Source organism: Aquibacillus kalidii (assembly GCF_014280935.1).
Classification (GTDB): domain Bacteria; phylum Bacillota; class Bacilli; order Bacillales; family Amphibacillaceae; genus Aquibacillus_D; species Aquibacillus_D kalidii.
In genome coordinates, this window is sequence record NZ_JACLZI010000030.1 from 25303 (window position 1) to 48432 (window position 23130).

The 23130-nt window shown below is 35.3% G+C and carries 24 protein-coding genes; 9 read left to right on the forward strand and 15 right to left on the reverse strand.

Annotation, left to right across the window (positions count from 1 at the left end):
- The first annotated feature begins 109 nt into the window (after nt 1–109).
- On the forward strand, nt 110–1882 hold the full coding sequence (locus H7K77_RS21685) for a methyl-accepting chemotaxis protein (RefSeq protein WP_328701043.1): 1773 nt from the start codon (nt 110–112) through the stop codon (nt 1880–1882).
- Between the two features lie 134 nt (nt 1883–2016).
- Nucleotides 2017–3276, forward strand: coding sequence for a glycosyltransferase family A protein (locus H7K77_RS05500; RefSeq protein ID WP_186576795.1), 1260 nt, complete (start codon nt 2017–2019; stop codon nt 3274–3276).
- Between the two features lie 147 nt (nt 3277–3423).
- On the opposite strand, the gene H7K77_RS05505 is transcribed toward H7K77_RS05500, so the two are convergent.
- The 6 genes from H7K77_RS05505 to H7K77_RS05530 all read right to left on the reverse strand — a co-directional run bounded on the left by H7K77_RS05505 (nt 3424) and on the right by H7K77_RS05530 (nt 10721).
- Entirely contained in the window at nt 3424–4530 is a 1107-nt protein-coding gene (locus H7K77_RS05505) for a DegT/DnrJ/EryC1/StrS family aminotransferase (RefSeq protein ID WP_328701047.1), read from the reverse strand.
- 39 nt (nt 4531–4569) lie between these two features.
- The gene (locus H7K77_RS05510) at nt 4570–5874 is read right to left on the reverse strand and encodes a nucleotide sugar dehydrogenase (RefSeq protein ID WP_186576725.1); all 1305 of its coding nucleotides are present in this window, start codon (nt 5872–5874) and stop codon (nt 4570–4572) included.
- A 123-nt stretch (nt 5875–5997) separates the two neighbouring features.
- Nucleotides 5998–7002, reverse strand: a complete 1005-nt coding sequence (locus tag H7K77_RS05515; protein ID WP_186576726.1) for a glycosyltransferase family 4 protein — start codon at nt 7000–7002, stop codon at nt 5998–6000.
- Nucleotides 7003–7028: 26 nt separating this feature from the next.
- Entirely contained in the window at nt 7029–8234 is a 1206-nt protein-coding gene (locus tag H7K77_RS05520; RefSeq protein ID WP_186576727.1) for a glycosyltransferase, read from the reverse strand.
- A gap of 33 nt (nt 8235–8267) precedes the next feature.
- Nucleotides 8268–9458, reverse strand: a complete 1191-nt coding sequence (locus tag H7K77_RS05525) for a glycosyltransferase (RefSeq protein ID WP_186576728.1) — start codon at nt 9456–9458, stop codon at nt 8268–8270.
- A gap of 27 nt (nt 9459–9485) precedes the next feature.
- Nucleotides 9486–10721, reverse strand: coding sequence for a glycosyltransferase (locus tag H7K77_RS05530; protein WP_186576729.1), 1236 nt, complete (start codon nt 10719–10721; stop codon nt 9486–9488).
- A gap of 173 nt (nt 10722–10894) precedes the next feature.
- Here H7K77_RS05530 and wecB point away from each other — a divergent pair, with 173 nt between their 5' ends.
- A complete protein-coding gene (gene wecB, locus H7K77_RS05535) occupies nt 10895–11968 on the forward strand; it encodes a non-hydrolyzing UDP-N-acetylglucosamine 2-epimerase (protein ID WP_186576730.1) in 1074 nt (357 codons plus the stop codon).
- 77 nt (nt 11969–12045) lie between these two features.
- On the opposite strand, the gene H7K77_RS05540 is transcribed toward wecB, so the two are convergent.
- Genes H7K77_RS05540 through H7K77_RS21690 form a run of 3 tightly spaced genes read right to left on the reverse strand, consistent with a single transcriptional unit; the run spans nt 12046 to nt 14741 of the window.
- Nucleotides 12046–13071: a D-glucuronyl C5-epimerase family protein gene (locus tag H7K77_RS05540; protein WP_186576731.1), complete on the reverse strand. Its 1026-nt coding sequence runs from the start codon at nt 13069–13071 to the stop codon at nt 12046–12048.
- A gap of 50 nt (nt 13072–13121) precedes the next feature.
- A complete protein-coding gene (locus tag H7K77_RS05545; protein ID WP_186576732.1) occupies nt 13122–13805 on the reverse strand; it encodes an acyltransferase in 684 nt (227 codons plus the stop codon).
- Between the two features lie 15 nt (nt 13806–13820).
- Nucleotides 13821–14741 (reverse strand): glycosyltransferase, encoded by a 921-nt coding sequence (locus H7K77_RS21690; protein ID WP_186576733.1) that lies wholly within the window; start codon nt 14739–14741, stop codon nt 13821–13823.
- Between the two features lie 146 nt (nt 14742–14887).
- On the opposite strand from H7K77_RS21690, the gene H7K77_RS05555 reads away from it, so the two are divergent.
- Entirely contained in the window at nt 14888–15802 is a 915-nt protein-coding gene (locus H7K77_RS05555) for a Gfo/Idh/MocA family protein (RefSeq protein ID WP_186576734.1), read from the forward strand.
- A gap of 374 nt (nt 15803–16176) precedes the next feature.
- Here the strand turns inward: H7K77_RS05555 and H7K77_RS05560 are convergent, their stop codons facing one another.
- Nucleotides 16177–16389, reverse strand: coding sequence for a hypothetical protein (locus H7K77_RS05560; RefSeq protein ID WP_186576735.1), 213 nt, complete (start codon nt 16387–16389; stop codon nt 16177–16179).
- A 15-nt stretch (nt 16390–16404) separates the two neighbouring features.
- On the reverse strand, nt 16405–16776 hold the full coding sequence (locus tag H7K77_RS05565) for a DUF2642 domain-containing protein (RefSeq protein WP_186576736.1): 372 nt from the start codon (nt 16774–16776) through the stop codon (nt 16405–16407).
- Nucleotides 16777–17108: 332 nt separating this feature from the next.
- Here H7K77_RS05565 and H7K77_RS05570 point away from each other — a divergent pair, with 332 nt between their 5' ends.
- From H7K77_RS05570 to H7K77_RS05580, 3 genes are all read left to right on the forward strand, one after another.
- A complete protein-coding gene (locus H7K77_RS05570) occupies nt 17109–17294 on the forward strand; it encodes a hypothetical protein (protein WP_186576737.1) in 186 nt (61 codons plus the stop codon).
- A 424-nt stretch (nt 17295–17718) separates the two neighbouring features.
- A complete protein-coding gene (locus H7K77_RS05575) occupies nt 17719–18228 on the forward strand; it encodes a spore coat protein (protein WP_407926417.1) in 510 nt (169 codons plus the stop codon).
- A 978-nt stretch (nt 18229–19206) separates the two neighbouring features.
- Nucleotides 19207–19491 (forward strand): hypothetical protein, encoded by a 285-nt coding sequence (locus H7K77_RS05580; RefSeq protein ID WP_186576738.1) that lies wholly within the window; start codon nt 19207–19209, stop codon nt 19489–19491.
- A 462-nt stretch (nt 19492–19953) separates the two neighbouring features.
- On the opposite strand, the gene H7K77_RS05585 is transcribed toward H7K77_RS05580, so the two are convergent.
- Genes H7K77_RS05585 through H7K77_RS05595 form a run of 3 tightly spaced genes read right to left on the reverse strand, consistent with a single transcriptional unit; the run spans nt 19954 to nt 21062 of the window.
- The gene (locus H7K77_RS05585) at nt 19954–20190 is read right to left on the reverse strand and encodes a hypothetical protein (protein ID WP_186576739.1); all 237 of its coding nucleotides are present in this window, start codon (nt 20188–20190) and stop codon (nt 19954–19956) included.
- The gene (locus tag H7K77_RS05590) at nt 20183–20701 is read right to left on the reverse strand and encodes an RNA polymerase sigma factor (RefSeq protein ID WP_186576740.1); all 519 of its coding nucleotides are present in this window, start codon (nt 20699–20701) and stop codon (nt 20183–20185) included. Before H7K77_RS05590 ends, H7K77_RS05585 begins: the two co-directional genes overlap by 8 nt.
- Nucleotides 20688–21062, reverse strand: a complete 375-nt coding sequence (locus H7K77_RS05595; protein WP_186576741.1) for a hypothetical protein — start codon at nt 21060–21062, stop codon at nt 20688–20690. Before H7K77_RS05595 ends, H7K77_RS05590 begins: the two co-directional genes overlap by 14 nt.
- A 168-nt stretch (nt 21063–21230) precedes the next feature.
- Between H7K77_RS05595 and H7K77_RS05600 the strand changes: the two genes are divergently transcribed.
- The gene (locus H7K77_RS05600) at nt 21231–21371 is read left to right on the forward strand and encodes a hypothetical protein (protein ID WP_222599241.1); all 141 of its coding nucleotides are present in this window, start codon (nt 21231–21233) and stop codon (nt 21369–21371) included.
- 63 nt (nt 21372–21434) lie between these two features.
- Here the strand turns inward: H7K77_RS05600 and H7K77_RS05605 are convergent, their stop codons facing one another.
- Nucleotides 21435–22190, reverse strand: coding sequence for a class I SAM-dependent methyltransferase (locus tag H7K77_RS05605; RefSeq protein WP_186576743.1), 756 nt, complete (start codon nt 22188–22190; stop codon nt 21435–21437).
- 160 nt (nt 22191–22350) lie between these two features.
- Here H7K77_RS05605 and H7K77_RS05610 point away from each other — a divergent pair, with 160 nt between their 5' ends.
- Nucleotides 22351–23115, forward strand: a complete 765-nt coding sequence (locus H7K77_RS05610; protein WP_186576744.1) for a nucleotidyltransferase domain-containing protein — start codon at nt 22351–22353, stop codon at nt 23113–23115.
- Nucleotides 23116–23130: the final 15 nt, after the last annotated feature.

Sequence of the window (23130 nt, forward strand, 5' to 3'; positions counted from 1 at the left end):
CTTGTTATAAGAAACAGCTTTTTTAGGGGGATAGCGCTTATATAGGAGGTGGTAGTTCCAGAGTCCTAGATTGTCATCTAACCGTATTAACACTGAAGGGGTGTTTCCTGTGAAAAAGCTTTTCAATTTAAAACATATAAAACCAAAGAAAAGAACTAAATCAACCAAGAAAACAAATAGCAAATTAAATATTAGTTTAAATTTAAAATCAATTAAATCAAAAATTATAGTAGGGTTTTCAATCATTATTACTCTAACGATCTTATTAGGATTATCTAATGTCATTACTTCACTCCAATCTAATAAGGATGCTTCTCATATTGTGAATTCTCAACTCCCTTTATTACTTGCAGACGAAAAACTCCAATTTAATATTTCAGAAAGAATCGCTGCTGCTCGAGCCTATATTATTACGGGGGACCAAAAATACAAAGACAAGTTCAATACCCTTACAGAAGAAAGCAATAAAGTGGAAGAAAACGCGTTGAAATTATCAGATTCACAACAGTTTAAAGATCTTGTTGCTAAATCTAGCGAGTGGGAAAAGGCTGTACAGGAAGATGTCTTTGCTCTTTATGACACGAGTAATATCCTAAGAGCCAAACAGAACCTTCAGAACGATGTATCACCACTAGGTGAAGAAATCATTTCGGGCTTTACAACATTAGTATCTGATAGAGAAGCTAAAATAGTAGATAGTGGTAATGAACTTACAAGAGGAAACACCGCTTCCTTGATCACAGGCATAGTCGTATCACTATTGGTTACTGTATTAGGGTTAGTAATAGCAGTTTTTACAGCTAATATTATCGCAAAACCAATTATTAAAGTTAGTGAACGCATGAAGACTCTATCAAATGGTGATTTAAGTGATGAACCACTGAAAATAAACTCAAAGGATGAAGTTGGAGCACTAACTTTAGCAACGAATGAAATGGCAAAAAACTTCAAGGAGCTATTAACAGAGGTTAGTAAAGTATCTGAATCAGTTTCTTCTCAAAGCGAAGAACTTACTCAATCTGCTAATGAAGTAAAAGAAGGTAGCATTCAGGTAGCTTCTACAATGCAGGAACTATCTTCAGGTGCTGAAACACAGGCTAATACAACAAGTGAATTAGCCTCCACGATGACCGGTTTTGCTTCGATCATAAAAGAAGCGAATACAAGTGGGGAAACAGTTTATGAGTCCTCCCAGCATGTACTAGGCTTAACAAAAGAAGGTAGCAAGTTGATGCATTCTTCCATTGATCAAATGGCAAGTATTGACCGCATCGTGCAAGACGCAGTAGAAAAAGTTAAAGGTTTAGACAACCAATCACAAGAAATTTCCAAATTAGTTGGCGTCATTAAAGATATAGCTGATCAGACGAACCTTTTAGCATTGAATGCTGCAATTGAAGCAGCCCGTGCTGGTGAACACGGTAAAGGGTTTGCTGTGGTAGCGGATGAAGTAAGAAAGCTTGCCGAACAGGTTGCAGTTTCTGTTAAAGATATAACACAAATTGTCGCAGGTATTCAAAAGGAATCAAGCAATGTAACGGATTCTCTACAGGGTGGCTATAAAGAAGTAGAGAACGGAACAAACCAGATAAAATTGACGGGTCAAACGTTTGAACAAATTAATGATGCCTTGACTGACATGGCTAAAGGTGTACAACTAATTTCAACAAACCTTGTTAACATATCTGATAGCAGTATGACGATGAATACATCTATTGAAGAAATTGCTGCGGTTTCGGAGGAGTCTGCTGCTGGTGTTGAACAAACAGCAGCTTCTGTTCAACAAACGACTAGCTCTATGGAAGAAGTTGCAAGCAGTGCAAATGATCTATCCAATATGGCAGAGAAATTAAATAGCTTAATTGCAAGGTTTAAATTGTAAAAATAACAGGCATTACTGGTTTTATAACAGTAGTGCCTGTTATTATATGGATCGTTATACGTAATCAAAGGTTTATAAATTGCATAAGTATTGTTAGAGAGGATGATTTTTTAGATAGAACGGAGGAAGAAATGTTGAAAGATATAACTGTTATTCTTGTCGATTATTCCGAACAATCTGCGCTCTTAAAAGCAATTGAATCTCTCAATAATATAAGTTCCCGGATTGAGTCTGTTCTCGTTTTCACAAAAAACAAAATGAATATTGATAAAAGCTTTAAAAACATTAAATTTGTTACTACAAGTAATAAAGACAAAGGACAAATGATAAACGAAGTAATTCCTTCCATCCCTACTTCTTATGTATTATTTCTTGAAGAACGGGATTACCTAGACTTCTCTCTAACCAGTGACACATTAGAAATTCCATACTCAAAAAATGTTCTAACTACACACAACACTAATAATAATGTATATATCCACCGCCCACTCCTAATACATACATCTTTTCTTAAACGAAATATATTCCCTACAGGTAATCAATTGCCATTCAAAGAAGCACTCTTTCCAATCTGGCTTACAAATGTGGAACCATCCCAACAAATACATAAAGAGGGTTTACTAAGGCAATCAAGACAAACCAGATCTGCTACCATCCTCGAAAAAGAAAAACAAATTCAAAAATATCAAGTGGAAAAGAAACTTTCAGAAGGCCCCTCACTCACTGTTATAATTTCTAATTACAACATGGGAAAGTATGTGGAAGCGGCAGTAGCTTCATGCCAGTTACAAATGGAACCGTTTGAACAGATCCTTATTATTGATGATGGCTCAACCGATAACTCCTATCACCAACTCCTCCAATTAAATAAAGGTAAAAATATTAAGGTTTTTCATAAGTCAAATGGTGGAAAAGCAAGGGCTTTAAATTACCTCTTACCATTTGTTGACTCTGAATTTATTTTAGAACTAGATGCTGATGATTGGTTGGATGCTGATGCCGTGACAGTTATTAAAGGCTTCCTAAACACACTCCCTAAGGAGAGCTCCGTATTATATGGCAACCTTAGAAAATGGAAACAGTTGCCTGAAGACGTTCTCTTTAAAAGAATAGCCAAGGGTGTACCTGTAAATGGTAAATCTGATTTACTTTCTTACCGATTTCCACTAGGTCCAAGAATATATAGAACCTCTACGTTAAAAGAAATTGGTGGGTTTCCTGTTATTGAATTTGCTGACGGAAGATTATACGAAGATGTAAGTGTGCTAAACAAATTAATAACAAGGTCCTCTTTCCAATACCATGATTTCACTGTATATAACGTACGTGAACACGAAGAAAGCATTACAAAGAATAACAATGTGGAATGGGATGAGTTTCTGAGGAATTTATAAAATAAACAAGTTTTCTAAAATAACTAGGCATTCGTAAAAAAGAAAGAGCGAATGCCTAGTTATTTAACAATTCGTTAGGTTTTTCACATAGACTGTTTTAAACTACCTATTATCTCTTCATTTGAAGCATTACTTTCTATTACTGGTTTATTTATTATCATTTATAAAGCTAGTCACCGATGATATGACATGATTCTGTTGTTTTTCTGTCAGCATTGGATGAATCGGTAATGCTAATATTCGTTTAGCCACTTGTTCTGCAACAGGGAAATCACCTTCTTTATAACCAAGGTATTGGAATACTGGTTGTAAATGCAATGGAATAGGGTAATAAATTGCGGTTGCTATCCCTTTCCTTTTTAGTTGATCGGCAAGTTCCTCTCTATGTTCCACCTCGATACAATATTGGTGAAAAGTATGCTCTCTTCCTTCAACAATAGGTGGACACTTGACTATATTTTGAAAATGTTCCGTATAATTACTGGCGATTTTTTTTCTATTTGCAAGAAAAGTATCTAAATAAGCTAATTTAACAAGTAGAATTGCAGCCTGTAATTCATCTAGTCTACTGTTCATGCCAGTCATGGAATGATGATATTTTACTTCACTACCATGATTTCTTAGAATCCTTATCTTTTCGGACATAGCCTTATTGTTTGTTACGACAAGGCCTGCATCACCAAAAGCTCCTAGATTTTTTGTAGGAAAGAATGAGAAGCAACCCAGATCACCAATTGCTCCGACCCTTTCCCCTTCATATTCTGAACCAATTGCCTGACAAGCATCTTCTATTACTCTTAGATTGTATTTATTTGCAATTGTCATAATATCTTTCATATTGGCAGTCTGACCATATAAATGGACGACAATAATAGCTTTTGTTTTTTCTGTGATTGCTTCTTCTATTTTAGAGGGATCTAGATTGTACGTGTCCGCTTCAATATCTACAAAGACAGGCTTTGCCCCTTCCTGTGCAATTACTTCACCAGTAGCAAAGAAAGTAAACGGAGTAGTAATAACTTCATCACCTGGTCCAATATCTAGTGCTTTTAAAGATAGCTGTAATGCATCCGTCCCACTCCCTACTCCGAGACCATAGGATGCATGAAGGTATTCCGCTACTTGCTTTTCAAACTGTTCTCCTTTTTCTCCTAAAATATATGCCCCGCTATGAACTACTTCAGCTATATTATTAACTATCGGTTCCTTAAATAGCTCTAATTCTCCCTTTAAATCTAGCATAGGTACCTGGATAACAGTACTCTCTGACATTAAAAAGAACCCTCCTTATATCTATATTTCATTACCAATACTTTCATATACGATTCCTAGGTTAGTTATCTCATCCTGATTCAATTTATTTCTACCGTCTAAAATAAGCTTGCAGTTACTAAAATCCTCAAAGTCTAGTGACATGTATTCCTTATGAAAAGCCTGTAGAATAACGACATCAATATTTGAAACAAACTTATCCTTCATGGACAGAGGTAACGCACCGTAATCTATTATTTCACTACTTGTAAAATGTGGATCGTTAACTAATACATTCGCTTGTTTTTCTTTTAACAGATCCATTAGTAGTAACGCCGTTGATTTAGTAGGTTCCTTTACATTTTCACGATACGATAATCCTAGAATAAGAATATTCTTGTTTTCTAGTGAACCTAGCCTATTCTCTATTTTGCTAATAGCATGATTTGCCATACTATCATTAATTTCTCTAGCCATTGGTGTTAACCCTTGGACTAACCCTTTATTAATGAAAAAATAAGGATAAATGGGGATACAATGTCCCCCTACACCAATGCCCGGGGAGTGGAGATGTGAAAATGGTTGACTGTTACTTGCATTGATAACTTCGGTTATACTTACACCCTTTTCTTCAGCAAATTTTGCCAGCTCATTAGATAAAGCAATATTTACATCCCGATAAACACACTCTGCAACTTTAGAGAACTCCGCTGTTTCCAATGAACTAACTTTAATTAATTCACAGTTTAAAGCCTTTTTATAAAAATCAGTTGCCAATTCCAGGCTTTGTTGATTAAATCCACCTACCACCTTTGGGTAGTTTTTTAAGTCTTCTATAATCCGGTTAGAATAGACTCTTTCCGGACTATAAGCAAGGTAGAAATCTTCTCCCATCCTTAGCCCAGATATTTCTTCTATCTTTTTTCCAAAACGATTCTGAGTATCTCCTGGTGGAAGGGTTGTTTCAAAAATAATGAGCGATCCTTTTTGTAATCCTTCTGCTATGTCTTCAACAGCTGCATCAATAAATTGATAATCTATCTTGTTATCATCTGTAACTAAAACCGGTACAATTACAACCACAATGTCCGCTTCCGAAACAGCTTCTACGTTAGAAGTGGTTGCAGAAAGAGTTTTGTTTTCGTGTGCATCGTAAACTAACTTTTGTAAACCAGGTTCATTTTTCACATGCGCTTCCCCATTGTTAATAGAATTAACAACATCCTCATTTTTATCGGATCCGGAAACTTTATAGCCATTATTAGCAAAAACAGCAGCTAACGTAAGCCCAATTTTACCAAGACCAACAACAGCTACATTTGAAAATAACTGGTCTCTTTCTATCATTATTTCTCACCTCATTTTTCAATTTATTTGGAAATTTATGTTATTGTATGACAATAACTTTTCTCTGTTTGGACGAATTGCTTCATTATTTGACAAACGTTACTAGAGTCTAAGTGGGATTTTCTATAGCTGTCGATAAATATCTATATACCTATCAGCAACTACATTAGCATCGTGATATTTTTCAACATACCTCCTCCCCTGCTTCCCAAGGTTATCCCACATTTGTTCGTTTTCAAGTAGATTTCTTAATACACCAGTGATATTGGATGGATTAGCATTAACTATTGGAAGCTCACTTGGGTATTTAGAGACTAGATCTTTTCTTATATAACATATAACTGGTTTACCATATGCCATTGCCTCTGTACTTATAAATCCACTTGCTCCGATTCTTAGTTGATCTATGACAATATCTGCTTCTGCCATAAGCTGCATTGTTTCGTTATAGGACATCCCTTCAATTAATTTAAATTGAAAGGCCATCCCTGAACGCTTTAATTCAGATACCGCGTTTAAGATGAATTCAGTTCCTTTGAGGTCTCTCATAGTTGGAGCGTGGACAACTAGTGGTATGCCCTTCTCCACTTTCGGGTAGGATGGTTTGAATTTTGTAACATCAACAGCATGAGGAATAACGTGGACGTTCTTATATACACCCGAAATATACGTTTCCAATTCGTGGTCTTGAACAATAGCATGATCGATATAGTTTGAAAGGATAGCTAAATTTTCATTTATCTTTTCCTCTGTCCATTCTGGCTTTACGCGTATATAAGGATTGTTTTGTTTCGCAACAGATAGCAAACGGATATCTGAGCCATGATGATGAACAACTAATTTCTTGCTTGCACGTTTCAGCATGGCTAGATCTCGTTTGTCAGGAAAGAACGTCTCCCCAAAATGAAAGTGAAAAATATCGTACTTTTCAATCGATTCTTGCAGATATCCTTTGAGAAACTTTTCTCTTTCCTTACCTGACTTTTCGTTAAGCGCTAAGCAAATGTCGGGTCTAAAATCAAATTTATTATTATCAAAATGACAGGCAGTTGCTTCGACACCATTGGATCGTAGTGCCTGACATAATTCAATCATAGGTGGTCCATACGGGATGTGTAGTACTCTCAATGTGTAATCCTTCCTTTCTTATTTAGTTAGTTAATATTTGAGTAAATCCTCCACAACTTTCTCTCCATGTGTTCCCAACTATACTCTGCTTCCATCGCCTTTCGAGCATTCTTTCCCATCTGCTCAAGTAAGTTTCTGTTGTCATTCAACACGCTTAAGGCTTGAAGATAGTCCTCAGCTAAAGCCTGACGCTTATTAATTACTTGCCCACATTGATAATGTCTGATAAATTGAGCCATATCCTCGCTCAGATTAGACAAAACTGGGACACCATTATTTAAATAACTAAAGAATTTATTTGGCATTGCATATCGGTTATTTAGGGAGTTATTTGTATCTAAATCAATCCATCCTATATTGCCATCTTTCATTGCTTCCGGAATCGAGGAAAAAGGGACCCATCCTGTAAAAGTGACCCTATCCTCTAGATGATGGGGGATCGAAGGTTTCTTTCCCTCCTTCCATCCTCCAATAATCTTTGCTTTTATAATCATTTGTTGTTGTTTTGCTAATTCCAATACATCAACTAATTTTTGAAAGTTACCTCGATTAGGTCCCAGGACACCTTCATATACAAGTACTAGATCTGACTTTGCCAAATTTGTTTGTTTAGGTTCAGGAGCTAATGGTGGGGAATTATAGAGAACTTCTACTGGGAGTTTTGGATGGATTGAGTTGTACCACGTTTTGATTGATTCAGAAACCGTTATTACTTGGTCTACTTCCTTCAACATCGCTTCGAGGATTTGCAGCTTTACTCTTTGTGTATTTCGAGAATGATTGCTTAAAGGATCAGGCTCGAGTTCATGGCTATCATAAATTAATTTGCATTGCTTCCCTTTGGTTGCTAAAGCCCTCTTAATTCCAACACCAGAATACGCCGAAAAGAACTCATGGGCATGGTAAATATCTGCTTCCTGCTGTATTCCTAACTGGGTTAATCTGTCTGTGAAACGATGATGATTACCTGATATAAGATTATAAAGGGAATTTTTTAGATTTTTCTCTGGATAAAACTGTTCATAAGTTATAACGTTTATTCCTTGATAGTTAAATGTCGGGGACAGAAAGCTATTTTTAAAATGGCTCCCATCAACATCAAAGAGATAGCCATCCTTCCTTGGTACGATCATCGTTACTTTATAACCATTTCGAGCTAAACTTTTAGCTTCTTTTTTAAAAATACGTGCATCCTTAAAAGGGTGTTCGGTCACTAAAAAACAAACCTCCATTCCTATTCACCACCTCCTTTAATAGGATTTCACTTATGATAGTAGATAGGACGTTTGCTTAGACTCCAAGGACTGAAAAATAGAAATAAGTCGTTTCTCCATGTTGTCCCAATTATAAAATTCCTCCACTGCCCTACGAGCATTCATACTCATTTGCTCTAACATGGACCTATTTTGGTTAAGAAATAGTAACCCTTCAGCATAATCCTTTGGTGTTGGGTTTAATTTATTTAGAACCAAACCACATTGATAAGTGTTAATAATTTTTTCGACTTCACTACATTTATTAGTGATGACCGGTACACCATTGTTCAAATAACTAAATAGTTTACTAGGCATCGCAAACGAATTATTTAATGAGTTGGTAGGGTCTATATCAATCAACCCAATATCAACATCAGATAGTAAGGTTGGGAGAGAGTGATAATGAACCCATCCTGTTCGGATAATCTGATTCTTTACTTGTTCGGGTACTACAACGTTCTCGCCAAATCTAGGACCGCCAATAATTTTAAAGTGGAAATCAACCTCCTTCTGAACCAAGTCGGTAATCGAATAGAATTTCTGAAGAACTGCACCTGATGCATTCCCCTCATGTGCAGCCACAAATTTACCATCTTGTTGCCCCTTTATTTGATAATTAGAAGCAAGTGGTGGACAATTATAAATGACTTCAACAGGGAACATTGGATCCATTGCTAAATACCATGCTTTTATCGAATCAGATACAGCAATCGTATAATCCGCTTCTTTGAGGCTATCAAGAAGCATTTCCCTCCACTTTTGCTTATCTTCCTCCCTTAACGTCACGGAAAATGGATCGGGAGCTAGTTGCCTACTGTCGTAAATTAACTTTGCACCCTTCCCATTCTTCTTTAGAGCAAGTTTAATTTCCTTACCAAAATAAAAAGAGTTTAATTCATGTGCATGATAATAATCTGCGCCTTCTTCCAACCCTAACCTAAATAGTGGATCCGTTAGTGCATTTTCTGTTCTGTTCTCCATATCATATGTGACTACTTTTATTCCTTCAAAAAAAAACGTTTGTTCAGAAAACTGTTTGATAAATGGCTTGCCATCGATGTCATATAAAAATCCATTTTTACGCGGTGCGATAATGGTAACGTCATATCCATACTTCACTAGACTCTTTGCTTCGCATTCAAATAACCTTGCGTCTAGAAAAGGAAGATAGCTTAGTAACATACAAACCTTTTGTTTCATTTTCAGACCTCCTTTGATTGTCGAATATTAACGAATCATAAGTAACTCTGGTCCAGTTAACTGTTTATAGACATTCCTTAACCTCCTCTCCATTTTCTCCCAACAATATGTGGTTTCCATAACGTTTCGTGCATTCCTACTCATTTTTTGTAGAAGATATTTATTTTTGGATAAATAAATAATTGCCTCAGAGTAATCTTTAGCAGTAACATTTTTCTTATCAATAATCAAACCACATTGATGATTACGAATAAATGATTCCATCTCATGACATCGATTCACTAATACTGGAACCCCATTATTTAAATAACTAAAGAATTTGTTTGGCATCGCATAGGACCGATTTAAGGAATCATGTAGATCTTCGTAATCAATCCATCCAATATCCACATCATTATAATGTTTCGATATAGAGTCGTAGTCTACCCATCCTGTTCTTTCAATCTTATCGCTCAAATCACTTGATAACTCGAATGAATCGCCATACCTTGTTCCACCAATTATTTTAAAGCGAAAATCCATTTCCTTTGAACATAACTCAGTGATTTTCATAATCTTATCTTTACTTCCTCTTTTGTAATCCATATTCCCTTCATAGCTTACAACCATTTGGTTATGATTAAAGTCCTTAGGTGAATAATCTCGTGCTAAAGGCGGCGAGTTATAGATTACTTCTACTGGTAATGTCGGGTCTTGAGATAAAAACCAAGATTTTATAGAAGGGGAAATAGTAATAACGTAATCAACCTCATCCAGCATAAGCAAAAGCTTTTCTTTGAGGTTATTTCTTGTGGATTCTGGGTTTCTAGTATCAAAAGGATCCGGTGTTAATTCGTGACTATCATAAACTAGTTTAACTGCCTTATTCTTCTCTTGTAGCTGTCGCTTGACACCAACTCCTGCAAATAAAGATAGGTATTCATGAACATGGTAGATATCCGCTTCCTGCTCTATCCCAAGTTTAGTTAACGGGTTGTCAAAACCTTCTTGCCACTGTGAAGCAGGTGATAACACTTTACTCAGCGGACCTCTACTTTCATCAAAATCGTACGTTACCACTTTAATCCCTTCATGTGTAAACTTTGGTTCTAGAAATTTATCTTTAATAGGCGTACCATCTATATCGAAAAGATATCCACCTTTTCTAGGAACAACCATCGTTACATCGTATCCTAACTTCTTCAAGCTTTTCGCTTCCCTCTTAAAGATCCTCGAATCTAAAAAAGGGTGTTCTGCCACTAACATACATACCTTTTGGACCATTTTTTTACTCCTTTCACCTATTAAACTGGCATTTCTACTAATGGTTTTCTAGTAACATTTTCTTATTGACTAGTAGTGTTCCAATAACGAACTATTCAGTACTGAATAAAATAATTAGTGTTGGAAATATAGTATGCCAAATCTTGAAAATCGTATAAGAAAGGAGTTTAATTTTGAAAATTTTAACTGTTATTGGGGCAAGACCACAATTTATAAAGTCTTGTATGCTATCTAAGGCTATTAAAATAAGGCAAGACATGGATGAAGTGATCGTGCACACTGGTCAACACTACGATGATAATATGTCTAAGGTATTTTTTAATCAGTTACACCTCCCACAGCCAGACTATTATTTAGGAGTTGGATCCGGCTCTCATGGGAAACAGACTGCCCAGATGTTAGAAGAACTAGAACAGATTATGTTATCCATTAACCCAGATATTGTTTTAGTTTACGGGGATACTAATTCTACTCTCGCTGGTAGTCTAGCAGCAGCGAAACTCCATATCCCAATTGCTCATGTAGAAGCAGGGCTAAGGAGCTTTAATAAAAAAATGCCTGAAGAGATAAATCGTTTATTAACAGACCACCTATCTAAATGGCTACTTTGTCCGTCTTCATCTGCAGTCGACAATTTAAATAAAGAGGGTATTACAAAAGGTGTACATTTAACAGGGGATATCATGTATGACTCTGTGTTATATTTTAAGGAAAAAGCAAGACAGCACTCTCCAATCTTAAAGAAGTTATCTCTATCAAGCGATAACTTCTACCTTGCTACCGTTCATCGGGCGGAAAATACTGATCAACCAGAGCGATTAAAATCTATTCTTGAAGCCTTTCAGCAACTAGATAGACAAGTAATTATCCCTTTACACCCACGAACAAAAAATAAAATCGATCAATTTAACTTAACTGACTTAATTGATTCTTCAGCCATTAAAATTGTTGATCCAATGGATTACTTTGACATGCTAACAATTTCATCAAATGCTAACCTTATCCTTACTGACTCTGGTGGGTTACAAAAAGAAGCTTATATGCTGAAAGTTCCCTGTATCACACTTAGAGATGAAACAGAATGGATTGAGACCGTAGACACAGGCTGGAACCAACTAGTTGGTGCTAATAGCCAACAAATAGTTGATAGTGTAGGATCTATCCAAATCCCTTCAGCACATCCCGATCTATTTGGAAATGGTGACACCGCAAATCAAATAATCAACCTGTTGCAAAAGGAAGGTTAAATACTAAAAAAACCTTATAAAATACAAAAACACCAGAAGTAGTGAGACTTACTCACCTCTTCTGGTGTTTTTGTACTTTAACCATTAACTTTATATCCGTTTACATAGTCCCTCCATCTTTGTAACGTCTCTCCTAACTTAGAATCATTTTCTATTGTATTGAGAGCCGCTAGCAAATGGATATGGGTTATATGGTAACCCCATTTTGCAACATTAGGATACCCACCATCCGTTGTATAGTGGGTTAGATCGTACGAGGAGCGATTTCCCAAATCATATAATGGTAGCATTCTCTTTAATGCAATAATTCCATTATCGTACAGCTGTTTACTCAGATCATCCCCAGAGGCTTTGTATAAGTCATAAAGTCCAATTAACGAAAACATAAAACCATTTAATATATAGCTTGGTGGATCCGTTGGACATTCCTCATAGAACCAATATTTATTTTCAAACTTAGCTAGAATACCTTTAGGGGATGGTGTTTTAAAAATAGTGGTAGCTCTCCTCGCTCTTTCACTATATTTACGATTGTTTGTCAGGTAAGCAGCTCTTGCTAGGACGGACAGAGCCATCCCTAAACCGATAGACGAATACCACGGTGCTTTGACATCATCTAGTCGTTTCGGAAAATATGGGAGATCAAAGTGATAGGCCCATCCTCCTTGCGTGTCTTGGTTATTAATGAACCAATCCGCTACCTTTAAAAATATACTTTTACTTCTTTCATTCTTATCTTTTAAGAATATACTGTAATGTTGGAGTCCATAATGGGCGATAGTTGAAGGATTATAATGTTTTCCAAAGGGGTAAATAGTTATTGGAATGCCCGAATCATCCAATTCAACATTCCAATTTTCCACTTCATTTTTGTCAAAGTGCAAGTAATTTCCATTGTATTTATAAGGCTTTATTTCTAATGGCCTTGCATTCGTCACCTGAAGTTTTAATGTCTTATCCTTTTCGATCCACACCTTTTCTGTGCCATATCCTTTTTCAAGTAAAGACAATGGCACATAATAGTCATTCCCAATTTGTTTTCCAACTGCCTCAAATTTACCATGCATCAACATATTCACATCTTTAATCTTAGTATGATCCAAACCGTTCACCTCTCTTGTTACTTTGCCATCTTTCGAGAAACAAAAGTTAACTATTTATGGTTAATTTGTTCTGCGGGAACTCCTACTACAATCAAATCGTCCCCTATATCTTTCGTAACAACTGAACCAGCACCTATGATTGTGTTTTTTCCGATCGAAACACCTGGTAATAATGATGCATTATTTCCAATCTTGGCACCTTCTTTTACATAAGGACCATTCAGGGAGAAATCCTTTGCTCCCATATACTTGTCATTTGACATCGAAACACAAGGACCAATAAACACATTATCTTCCAACGTTGTATCACCCGTAACGTACGCTAGCGTTTGGATTGTACATGATTTTCCTATCGTTGTATTTAATTCAACAATAGCAGCCCTCCCAACAATCGATCCTTCGCCAATGGAAACATTTTCCCTAACACTTGCCTGGTCTCCAATGAAAACTCCTTTTCCAATTTGGGTGCCAGAATAAATCGATACCAACTGTCCAATACGAGTGCCTGACTCAATTATTAAGCTATTGTTCGTATCAGAAATCTTACGCATTTTCTTATTTACACTCGGTTTGACTCCAAGTACACAGTTACTTCCTATTACTACGTCGTCACCAATTCTAGTTCCTTGTAAAAGTACTGTATTATGTCCGATTACTACATTTTCTCCAATAACTACACCATCCTCTATTACTGTATTAGTACCTAATTGTGTACTTTCCGGAATAAAAGACATAAACAAAATCCCTCCTTATTTTCTAATAAGACTACTTATTTTTTCAACTAGCTGTTTTGTACGGCCTTCAACAGTATGATTCTGTCTAATAAAGTGATAGCCTTGTTCAGCAATTCTTTCCCTCTCTTTTTCATTCTCCAAATAATATGCTGCTTTCTCCTTAACGTTCACTTCATCTACCGGAATAAAATGAAAATTGGGTATAAAACCAAGATCTTCAAGCTCTTTAAAAGTTGGTGCTAGGAGCAGTGTTTTGCATGCTAGGGCTTCAAAATACTTCAGTACGGGATAATTTAGTTTTGATGGACAAGTAAACATTATTTTAGCTCGGTTAATTTCCCTAGCGTATTGCTCCCCAATGTAGAGCTGCTCCTCCTCTTCTTTACTAAAGTTCCGGTATCCCGGATGACCGTGATAGGTAAAATTAGAGTCCCCTTCATACGCCTTCAGAAGTTTTTGTCTAAAAGGATAGTAGTCGTTAATAGCACCCATCATTAACAGATTTATATCCTTTGCCATTCCGTAATCTTTAAAAATGTTTGTATGAACAAAGTGTGGAAACCATTCTATTCTTTCTTTATATTCTGGATAAATCTCTATAAATTGATCCCGTGTGACAGAAAATAGAAAGTTAATCTTATTTTTTTCGATATAATTTTTTCTTAGTTTAACAAATCGATGAACATCATTAACAAACAATCCAGTTGGAATGTCTATATTACCTAGACCTTTTATCATCGGTGTCATGTTCCTATCCATATCATTCAATAAGAGAATAAAGTCTGGCTTTTTGTCTATCTGCTTCAAAATGTATTGAATATGACCAGACTTCCGCCATACTGTTAAATCAATATTTTTAGATAGTTCTTTTTCTAAATAATAATAGTTCTTACTAATAAATCCCGATGTATCCTCAGCAATAAATAATATATGCACCTTTTTTCTCTCCTTTTCTTACTTATCTAGTAATTTGTAATAGGACTTATGCCAAATTTGTTTTTTCGTTACGGTAGTCCATCTCACTTCCAAGCTCCTGCATAAGATATCAAATGAGTCATCATACAAGTGAGGAGAATTAATTTATGAAAGTCGGTGTAATTGGAACAGGTAAAATGGGGGAAAATCATGTCAGAACATATTTAAATATGATGGAACATTGTCAACTCGTTGGTGTATTTGATAACAATGAAGAAAAAAGTCGTCAGATTTCAGAAAAATATAAAGTAAAACAATTTCATTCATTAATTAGCCTTCTTCAATCAGTAGACGCTGTTAGTATAGCTGTTCCGACTGAATTCCATTATGATATCGCACTACTTTGTATCAAGCACAAGGTAAATATGTTAATAGAGAAACCTATTACAGATACAATCCCACAGGCACAAGAATTAATCCGCAAGGCCTCTGCGGGTGAAGTAAAACTTCAAGTCGGACACATTGAACTTTTTAATCCACTAATAAAAGCTCTTACAAAGGAATTAGAAAATGAAAAGATCATCGGAATTGATTTTCAACGAATGAGTCCATATAGTGAAAGAATTAAAAATGTGGATGTCGTGAAAGATTTAATGATTCATGACCTTTATATTCTGCAGGAAATACTCAAAGACGACAGTCTAATAGAGTTTTATACACTAGGCAAAATGATAGAAAATACACCAAAGCACGCACTTGTTATTGCTCGATCATCAGAAGGTGTAATAGCTAAGTTTACTGCCAGTTTTAAATCAAAAAGAAAAGTAAGAACAATCCAAGTTTTAACTGAGAATGCTATTTTTGAGGTTGACATCTTAAATAACGAACTGAATATAACTCGAGATAATATGACTCAAAGTATAAAAGTAAACAGTTATGTTCAACCGTTAGAAATTCAGCTAACAGATTTTATTAATTGTATTAACTCAGATAGAACTCCATCCGTAACTGGTGAAGACGGAATGGAAGCACTTAGGATTACCAATTTAATAAGTGAAGCCATAATGGATGATCAAAAGTAATGACATTTTAGATCTTTTCTAATTTATCTGTATGTTTCTAGCAAAAATTTATTTCTAAAAACGGAATATATTGAACACGTTCTGAACAAAAATATGCTTTTCTCCCAGAAGAAGCTTTTAACCCCCTTTGGATTTAACCTAATTATCCAAAGGGGGTTATTTCGCTTAGATGACATCCTGCATTCTGTTCAAATTAGACATCTTTTGGATCTATGCTAATTCTTTGATACAGAAATATCCTTGCATCCACCTTAGCATTTTATGGTCTCCTACTACTCACCAAGACACTCTCTTATGGAAAGGATAAAAAAGCGACTCAAACAGATGTTTGAGTCGCAAAATTTAATATTCCAACCATTTTCTATTAAAACTAACTATGCTGCTCCTAGAAAACGGACATAGTTAATAGCACTTAAAGAGACATATAACTTGTTATTCTGTCCATATCCACTACTAATATCAATAACTAAAACCAATTCATCTGTAACTGTGGCAAGAATCCCTTCAAGTAAATTATTATCTGTCGCAACTTCAACTCTAGAACCAATTCGACTAGCTAATTCTGCAGCAAATGTTTGTTCAAACATCCGTATCCCCTCCTTTTATAATTCACTAACAAATTCAATTTTTTCAATACGAACTAGCACAGTGTTACCAGTACTATCAATAATTGCAATATAGTTTTCTCTTACTGCAAGCAATGTCCCAGTAACTGTACCAAAAGGTGTTGTAACTTCGACTTGTTCATTAACTAAGTCCAATAGTACATCCCTTAATGTTGTTGGGTTAGTTGGTGTAGGAGTTGTAGGTGTGTCAGTTCCTCCATCTCCCTTATCGATATCAATATCGACATCGACATCTAATCCCGGTAAATCAATAGAGAAATCCAGATCCTGACCGTTATTATTCACTAGATTTTGCGTCATTTGATTAAGCATTTCCAATAGGCTTCTTTGTCTACTATTTAATGCCAACTTTATCATCCTTTCTATAATAGATTTCTATTCACTATATGCGAATCGCAATTTGCTGTAAGGGCATTTGTTTGAAATACAAATAATTCCACTAATATGCTAGATAGAAAGGTACCTTGCCTTCACTTAAATGATTCAAAATACCTAAGAAATAACAATATCTTTCCTTATAACTTCCTTCTTTTTATAAAGAACAATTCCTTTTCGTGTAAGCCAATTATCAGCACTAGGCCAATATATTACTTTTTAATACTTAAATAGACTACTATCTATAGCACGCATAAAAGCGATTAGAATAAGATATAGAAAACGATACTTAGGAGGTGAACAAATTGAGTAAGGATATAAGTTTTAAAAGTGTTGATGCTTTGGTGGCATCAACATTAAAGAAACACGGAGCAAAGTTGGATAAAGATAAATTAGAACCTAAGGATAAAGAAACAATATTAGATGTAGTAAAGAATATGCAAAAAAGCGTAGATGAAATAACAAAGAAGACTACTGACAAGGAAAAATAAAAATATACCTTTAATATTAGAGCATGAAGATGATTCCAAAGTGCAAGTGTGGAATCATCTTTTTTTACGTTATTGTACCTATACTTTCTATACTAAAACGGTTTGATTAAACCTTATAATCTCTATAATTTCCTTTATCACTTATAACTAACTCTGTTTAATAGGTAATAGTTTAATTAACGCTTCTATCAATAAATAGGTGTTTTATATTGGATAAGTACCCTTACCATTTATTGTTACTGACATACAATATCGTAAATCACAAGAAAGGAGAGTTATTATGTCAAAAAGATCTAAAAGAAAGGAAAGACGCAACAACCGTAATCGAACAGTTATGATTTCGAGAAAAAGAAAACCTAAACATGATGAATGTTGTTATGAACAAGAGCCAGTTGAGGAAACATGTTGTTATGAACAAGAACCGGTGGAGGAAGCATGCTGTTATGAACAAGAACCAGTAGAGGATGCATGCTGCTATGAAGCAGAGCCAGTACAAGAAGCATGTAACAAATCACCTAGAAAGTGGAACGCACTTGATCCAACAGATAGCCACCCCTTTGACGACACTGTTGTACAGGAGGAGGATGCAGAAGTGAGAAGTAAACAAGAATCCATTGAATCAATCGTAATCAAAGATTCATGTGAAGTAGATGTAACTACTACGGATAACCAAGCAGCACTGAATGTTCAAGCAGCACTTCAAGCAGCCATCGCTTTAGTAGTCAGCGTTTCTATTGCGGATAGTTCTAGAGCAGATGCTGTAACACAAGATCTACTTGCAAAAGTTAAATCTACCCAAACAAATAAACAGCAGGTTTATATTGAAAATTCACGTGGAGTTACTGTATCTACAACTGACAATGATATTGCAATTAACATTCAAATTCTATTACAGATCTTAATTGCGTTAATCGTTAGACTAGACATTCTATAATTTCAATCATGATGAAGATGACCTTTAAACGGGTCATCTTCTTTTTTATTAAAAACTCTTTTCTCATACATTCTTACTTTCAGAATGACGCAGTTGAGAGAAAAACTGCAGTAACTGAATTCTTTAATTTATTGAGTGCAAATGCGACGCTGTGGAAAAATACTCGCTTTCCGTGGGGAACGCTTCAGCCTCCTCGCTCGCAAAGAACACTCGCTGTGGGGTCTTCAGACTGTTCCTTTCCCACAGGAGCCTCGCATTTTTCCACAGCTTAGCATGATCCTTCTCTCTAGTCAGCAGGGTCTAAGAAGTGTTAATTACATGGGTTTTAACAACTCACAAAATGAGAAAAATTTATATAGCGTAGGCAGAATACGGAGACTCCTCGAAAATACAACCCGATTTTCTTCGTGCGATGTAACGCTTCCGTAGCATTCCTTGTCCTGTGGGAACAGCACGAGTCCGAAGATCCCGGAAGAGCGGTCTTTGCGTCACGGGAAGGCTTGAGGCCGTGCCCACGGAAAGCGGAGTATTCTGCCGGAGCGAGTGATCGCAACCATCAAATAAGTAGTTATTACTGGTGATTCTATAGATATCGTGACAAGAGTAACAAAGTCTATGAAAAGAACCTAATTAAAAACAAGTATACTTCTACTTTCTACCTTATTATAGTGATTGATTCCCTTATTCCTAACGTCTAAAAAAATGATCCTGAATCTATTTAATACATAGGTGGCTATAGTCTATTAGACAAGTGCCTTTTTAGTTGATATCTCCTCCAAACACCGCCATTACTCGATACTGACCTCCATATACTACTAATAAGGAGGTGTAAATTAATTCCAAAGGGAGTAACCATATCAGAGATTAATAAATAAGCTCTTGCCATTCCAGTAGCCAGCTATATATTTTTATGTCTGGAGGAAAATCATATTTATTGTTTTATCTATAAAAACATTGAGACGTGAGGATGCAAGTATTATGGAAGAACGAAAATATTGGAAAGTGGTTTGTAGCTACGGCCATGTTGGTAGAAAAAAGGAAATCAGTATTTCTCGTTACTTGGAAACTGAGCATGACTACAATCTAATAGACGTATTAAATATCGTTTCCAACATGCCTGGTGTAAAAAAGAAAAGTATTTATTCGATTATAAGTGGACAATTAATAACCAAAGAAGAATATGAGCGAGGCAAAGAAGAGGAAAAGAGAAATTTTTATTTACAAAAGTTAAAAAAGTATGAATTCAATGATACCCATGAATAATTAGTAGGGGGGAGCGTTCTTAGGGAACGCTCCCCCTTATATCTTTTCTGCAGATACTTTATCTCAGTAACATTTCTTCCTTTCTATAATTAACAACCAACAGAAAACCCTTAATAATGTCATATATTTATCAGTATCCATGGATTCGTCTATTTCCCCAAGTTGGACTAGCATAGGTAGAAACGTCTTCATCGTGTCAGGTTGAATAGTTTCACTTCCTTTCAGCTAAGACAAGATCTTATAAAACTATTCGTACTGTGATAATGTTTTATTACTGTAAGCTATGAAAATAGCATATGTATGTATAGACTAGTTGTTTAGTTATAAATAAAATGTGTTTTTATTATACTGTTGTAGACACAAAACCCTAAAAAAATTTTAGTGAAAGAGGGACTCTCATGTCAGTATGTAGTTAATTTCAGCTTGTGTTAGAACTACAGTATTTTTGAAAATATCAATATTTTAAATAAGAAACAACGGTAAGAAAGATACAATAAAAACAATAAGTAATGGGTAGATAATAACTTTATTAAAGGATTCAAACCGTATTCGAAGCTTTTCTAACGGGCTTTTAACTGGATACATCAACCAATCAGCATAACGTTCCAACCTGCTCTTTTTCATCGAAAAGGCTGGAACATCAACTTGAAATAATTGTAATTGATTCCTCAATTTATTCGGCATTTCTTTTTTACTCACCTTCCTCCACCTCCATTAACTGTCTTAATTTTAGTAAGCCGTGATGCACTCTTGATTTTACCGTTCCTAGGGGTATTTCTAAAATGTCAGAGATATTTTGTTGTGTTAGGTCATGATAATACATTAGGATAATTACCACTCTTTGTTCTTTTGACAGCATCTTTAAAGCCCATTGAATTGTAAGACGATCTTCTGTAGTCACCTCTGAATTAAATAACTGTTGATTCAAAAAAGGTAGTATTTTTTTCATTCGCTCTCGTCGTTTAATGCGATTAACCATTAGTTGATAAGCTATACGAAACAAATAGGTTTTAATATTGGACTGCTTTTCATCGTAATTAGATTGGTACTTGTTAAACTTAATAAATGTGTCCTGTACAATATCAACGCTCAGTTGTTCGTCCTGTGTGAAACGGTAAACAAAACGATAGATAGGCTTCCTGTATTCTAAAAAGAGAATTTCTAAATTTCTTTGATTCTTATCCAACTCTTGACCACTACTTAAACTCATCTGACCACCGCTCTTTAATCCCTTTTAGAATATAGGAAGTTCTGGTAATCGACCAACAAAATGTTAATAATGAAAAAACAAAAGTTTGATGAATAAAGAATTGAACCCAAATACTGTTGATGGTATCACCGCGAAGTAGAAAAACTAACAATCCGGTTATACATAAAAAAGTATAAATGGAGATGATGACAATTACATGATCCCATCTAGTCCATTTAAAATAGATATCCGTTTTCTTAAAATTAATCTTCCCATAACGATCTTTAACTACTTGTTTATTTAAGGACCCAATTGACATCCCAAATACTGTGCCTAAAATTGCAACAACTATTGAACTAATGACCCAACCCCATGGTGACATTCTATCCACTCCTTTTTTTATATTCATGTAGTTATACAATTAATACTTTTAAAAGGTTCATACAAATCATGGATTTTCCATAATTCTTTTTCCAAATCATACATTGGATTTTTTTTTGCAATTTTGCCAATTATAACGGTAGATATTAGATGGAAGGAGCAAATTATGATGGATATATGCTTCTATTGTGATGAATCCATCACAGATGAAAAGATGCATCACATTAGTTTTTTTCACAACGAAGAAGATCGTAATGAGATACTATGTCGCGAATGTTATAATGAGTGGTTACAAGGTATTAAGGAATAATTGGGAAGGGGGGGAAGGGCCTATTTTCCGAATTTAATGCGAAAGAAAGTCCTTCCCTTATCTCTATTTTCTTAGTTTAAACACAATGAAATCTGGACATCTAAGATCTTCCTCAAATGATGGATACTTCTCGAGCATCTCCTTAGATGGTTTTGGCTCTTCCACTCTTTCTAAACTAAACCCTGTTTCCATTAAGCTGTTTATGTAATTAGTTAAAGTCCTGTGGAACAATACTATTTTTTCCTCATTACCAAGTGGTTGTTCGAATGCTCCTTCATAGAAATAATTGTCAACATTCCAGTGAAGCTTATTTCCATCTGCTGTTTTCTCCCAACCACTATTTGGGGTAACAAAGCATGGATGTAAAATAGAAAAAATAAAAATTCCGCCATCAATCAATAGTCGATACATTTCTTGAAATGCTTGCTTATAGTTGGCAAGATCTTGAATGACCATATTTGATACAATTAAATCAAAGTTGTTTTCTTCTATAAAGTTTAAATCCTCACAATTCCCTTGCCTGTACTCTATAGGAAGCTCCATACTCTTTCGATCTCGTGCAATTTCAATCATTCTTAACGAATAATCAACCGCTGTGACCGTTGCACCTAGATTCGCTAACTTCCGACTCAAATACCCTTCTCCACAACCTGCATCCAAGACCCTCTTATTATGTAACTGGCCAGCTAAAGAAAAAATCGTAGGATTTAAAAATACCTCCTTGTGAATATCCCCATGTTCACCATGCGTTGATGCGTATGTATCAGCAAACCTATCCCATCTTTTAATCGCTTCAGCAGTACTCAAATTACGGTTCATCTTTTTATCCTCCTCTTGTTAAAAGACTGATCTTGTCCCTTTTCTGTCCTTAATTTATCACAATTTACAAGTCAGGGGGGATTTATCTTTTTGTTGAACACCTTACCGAAACTATTATATAATGGCGTAATATTTACTTTTATATAAAGGGGGAATATCTATGATACAAGAAGAAGCTTTAGATCAAATAACAGCTAGCCTGAAAAAAGACAATCTCGTAAAAGCTATCTTTGTGAAAGGATCAATGGGACGAGGAGAATACGATGAGAGCTCTGATATAGATCTCTATTGTCTAGTAGAAAAGGAGGATAAAGAAGACTTTCTTACTAATAGAATCGATCACCTTCGATCATATAGAGAAATACTTTTTTATGATGATATTTTCATCATCGCACCACAAATCATCGCTATATTTGATAATATGCTACATGTTGATTTATTTACTGTCACGGAAGAAACATTGAAAGAGAAAGATTTTATTCACGTTTTACATGATCCAGAACACAAGCTAGATCGATTCATTGAAAAACAGAATCTTTTTCTTTCACCAGATGATTTCTATTCAGATGCAATAGATTCTGTGTGGTTTCTATTTCAATATAAAAAATCAGCAGTTAGAGGGAATGGCCTTTGGTCGGCAGCAATGCTAAATCAAGCACTAACCCATTTCTCAAAAGTACTTTTACATCATTATGTTCCAGATAGAGCGCAGCTTGGTCTTAAAACATTAGAGTCTTCCCTACCGCCAAATCTATTAAAAGAGATAAAGGAAATATCGAATAACATCACACCAACTACTCATAAAAAAGCAGCACTACTACTACAGAATATTTTAATTCAGGAGAAAGAGTGGGTTCTCTCTATGCTTAAGGAGGATGAACGGAACAAGCTGAAACCTTTTTACGAAAGAATGATGAAAAAATAAACACACAAGGGATAG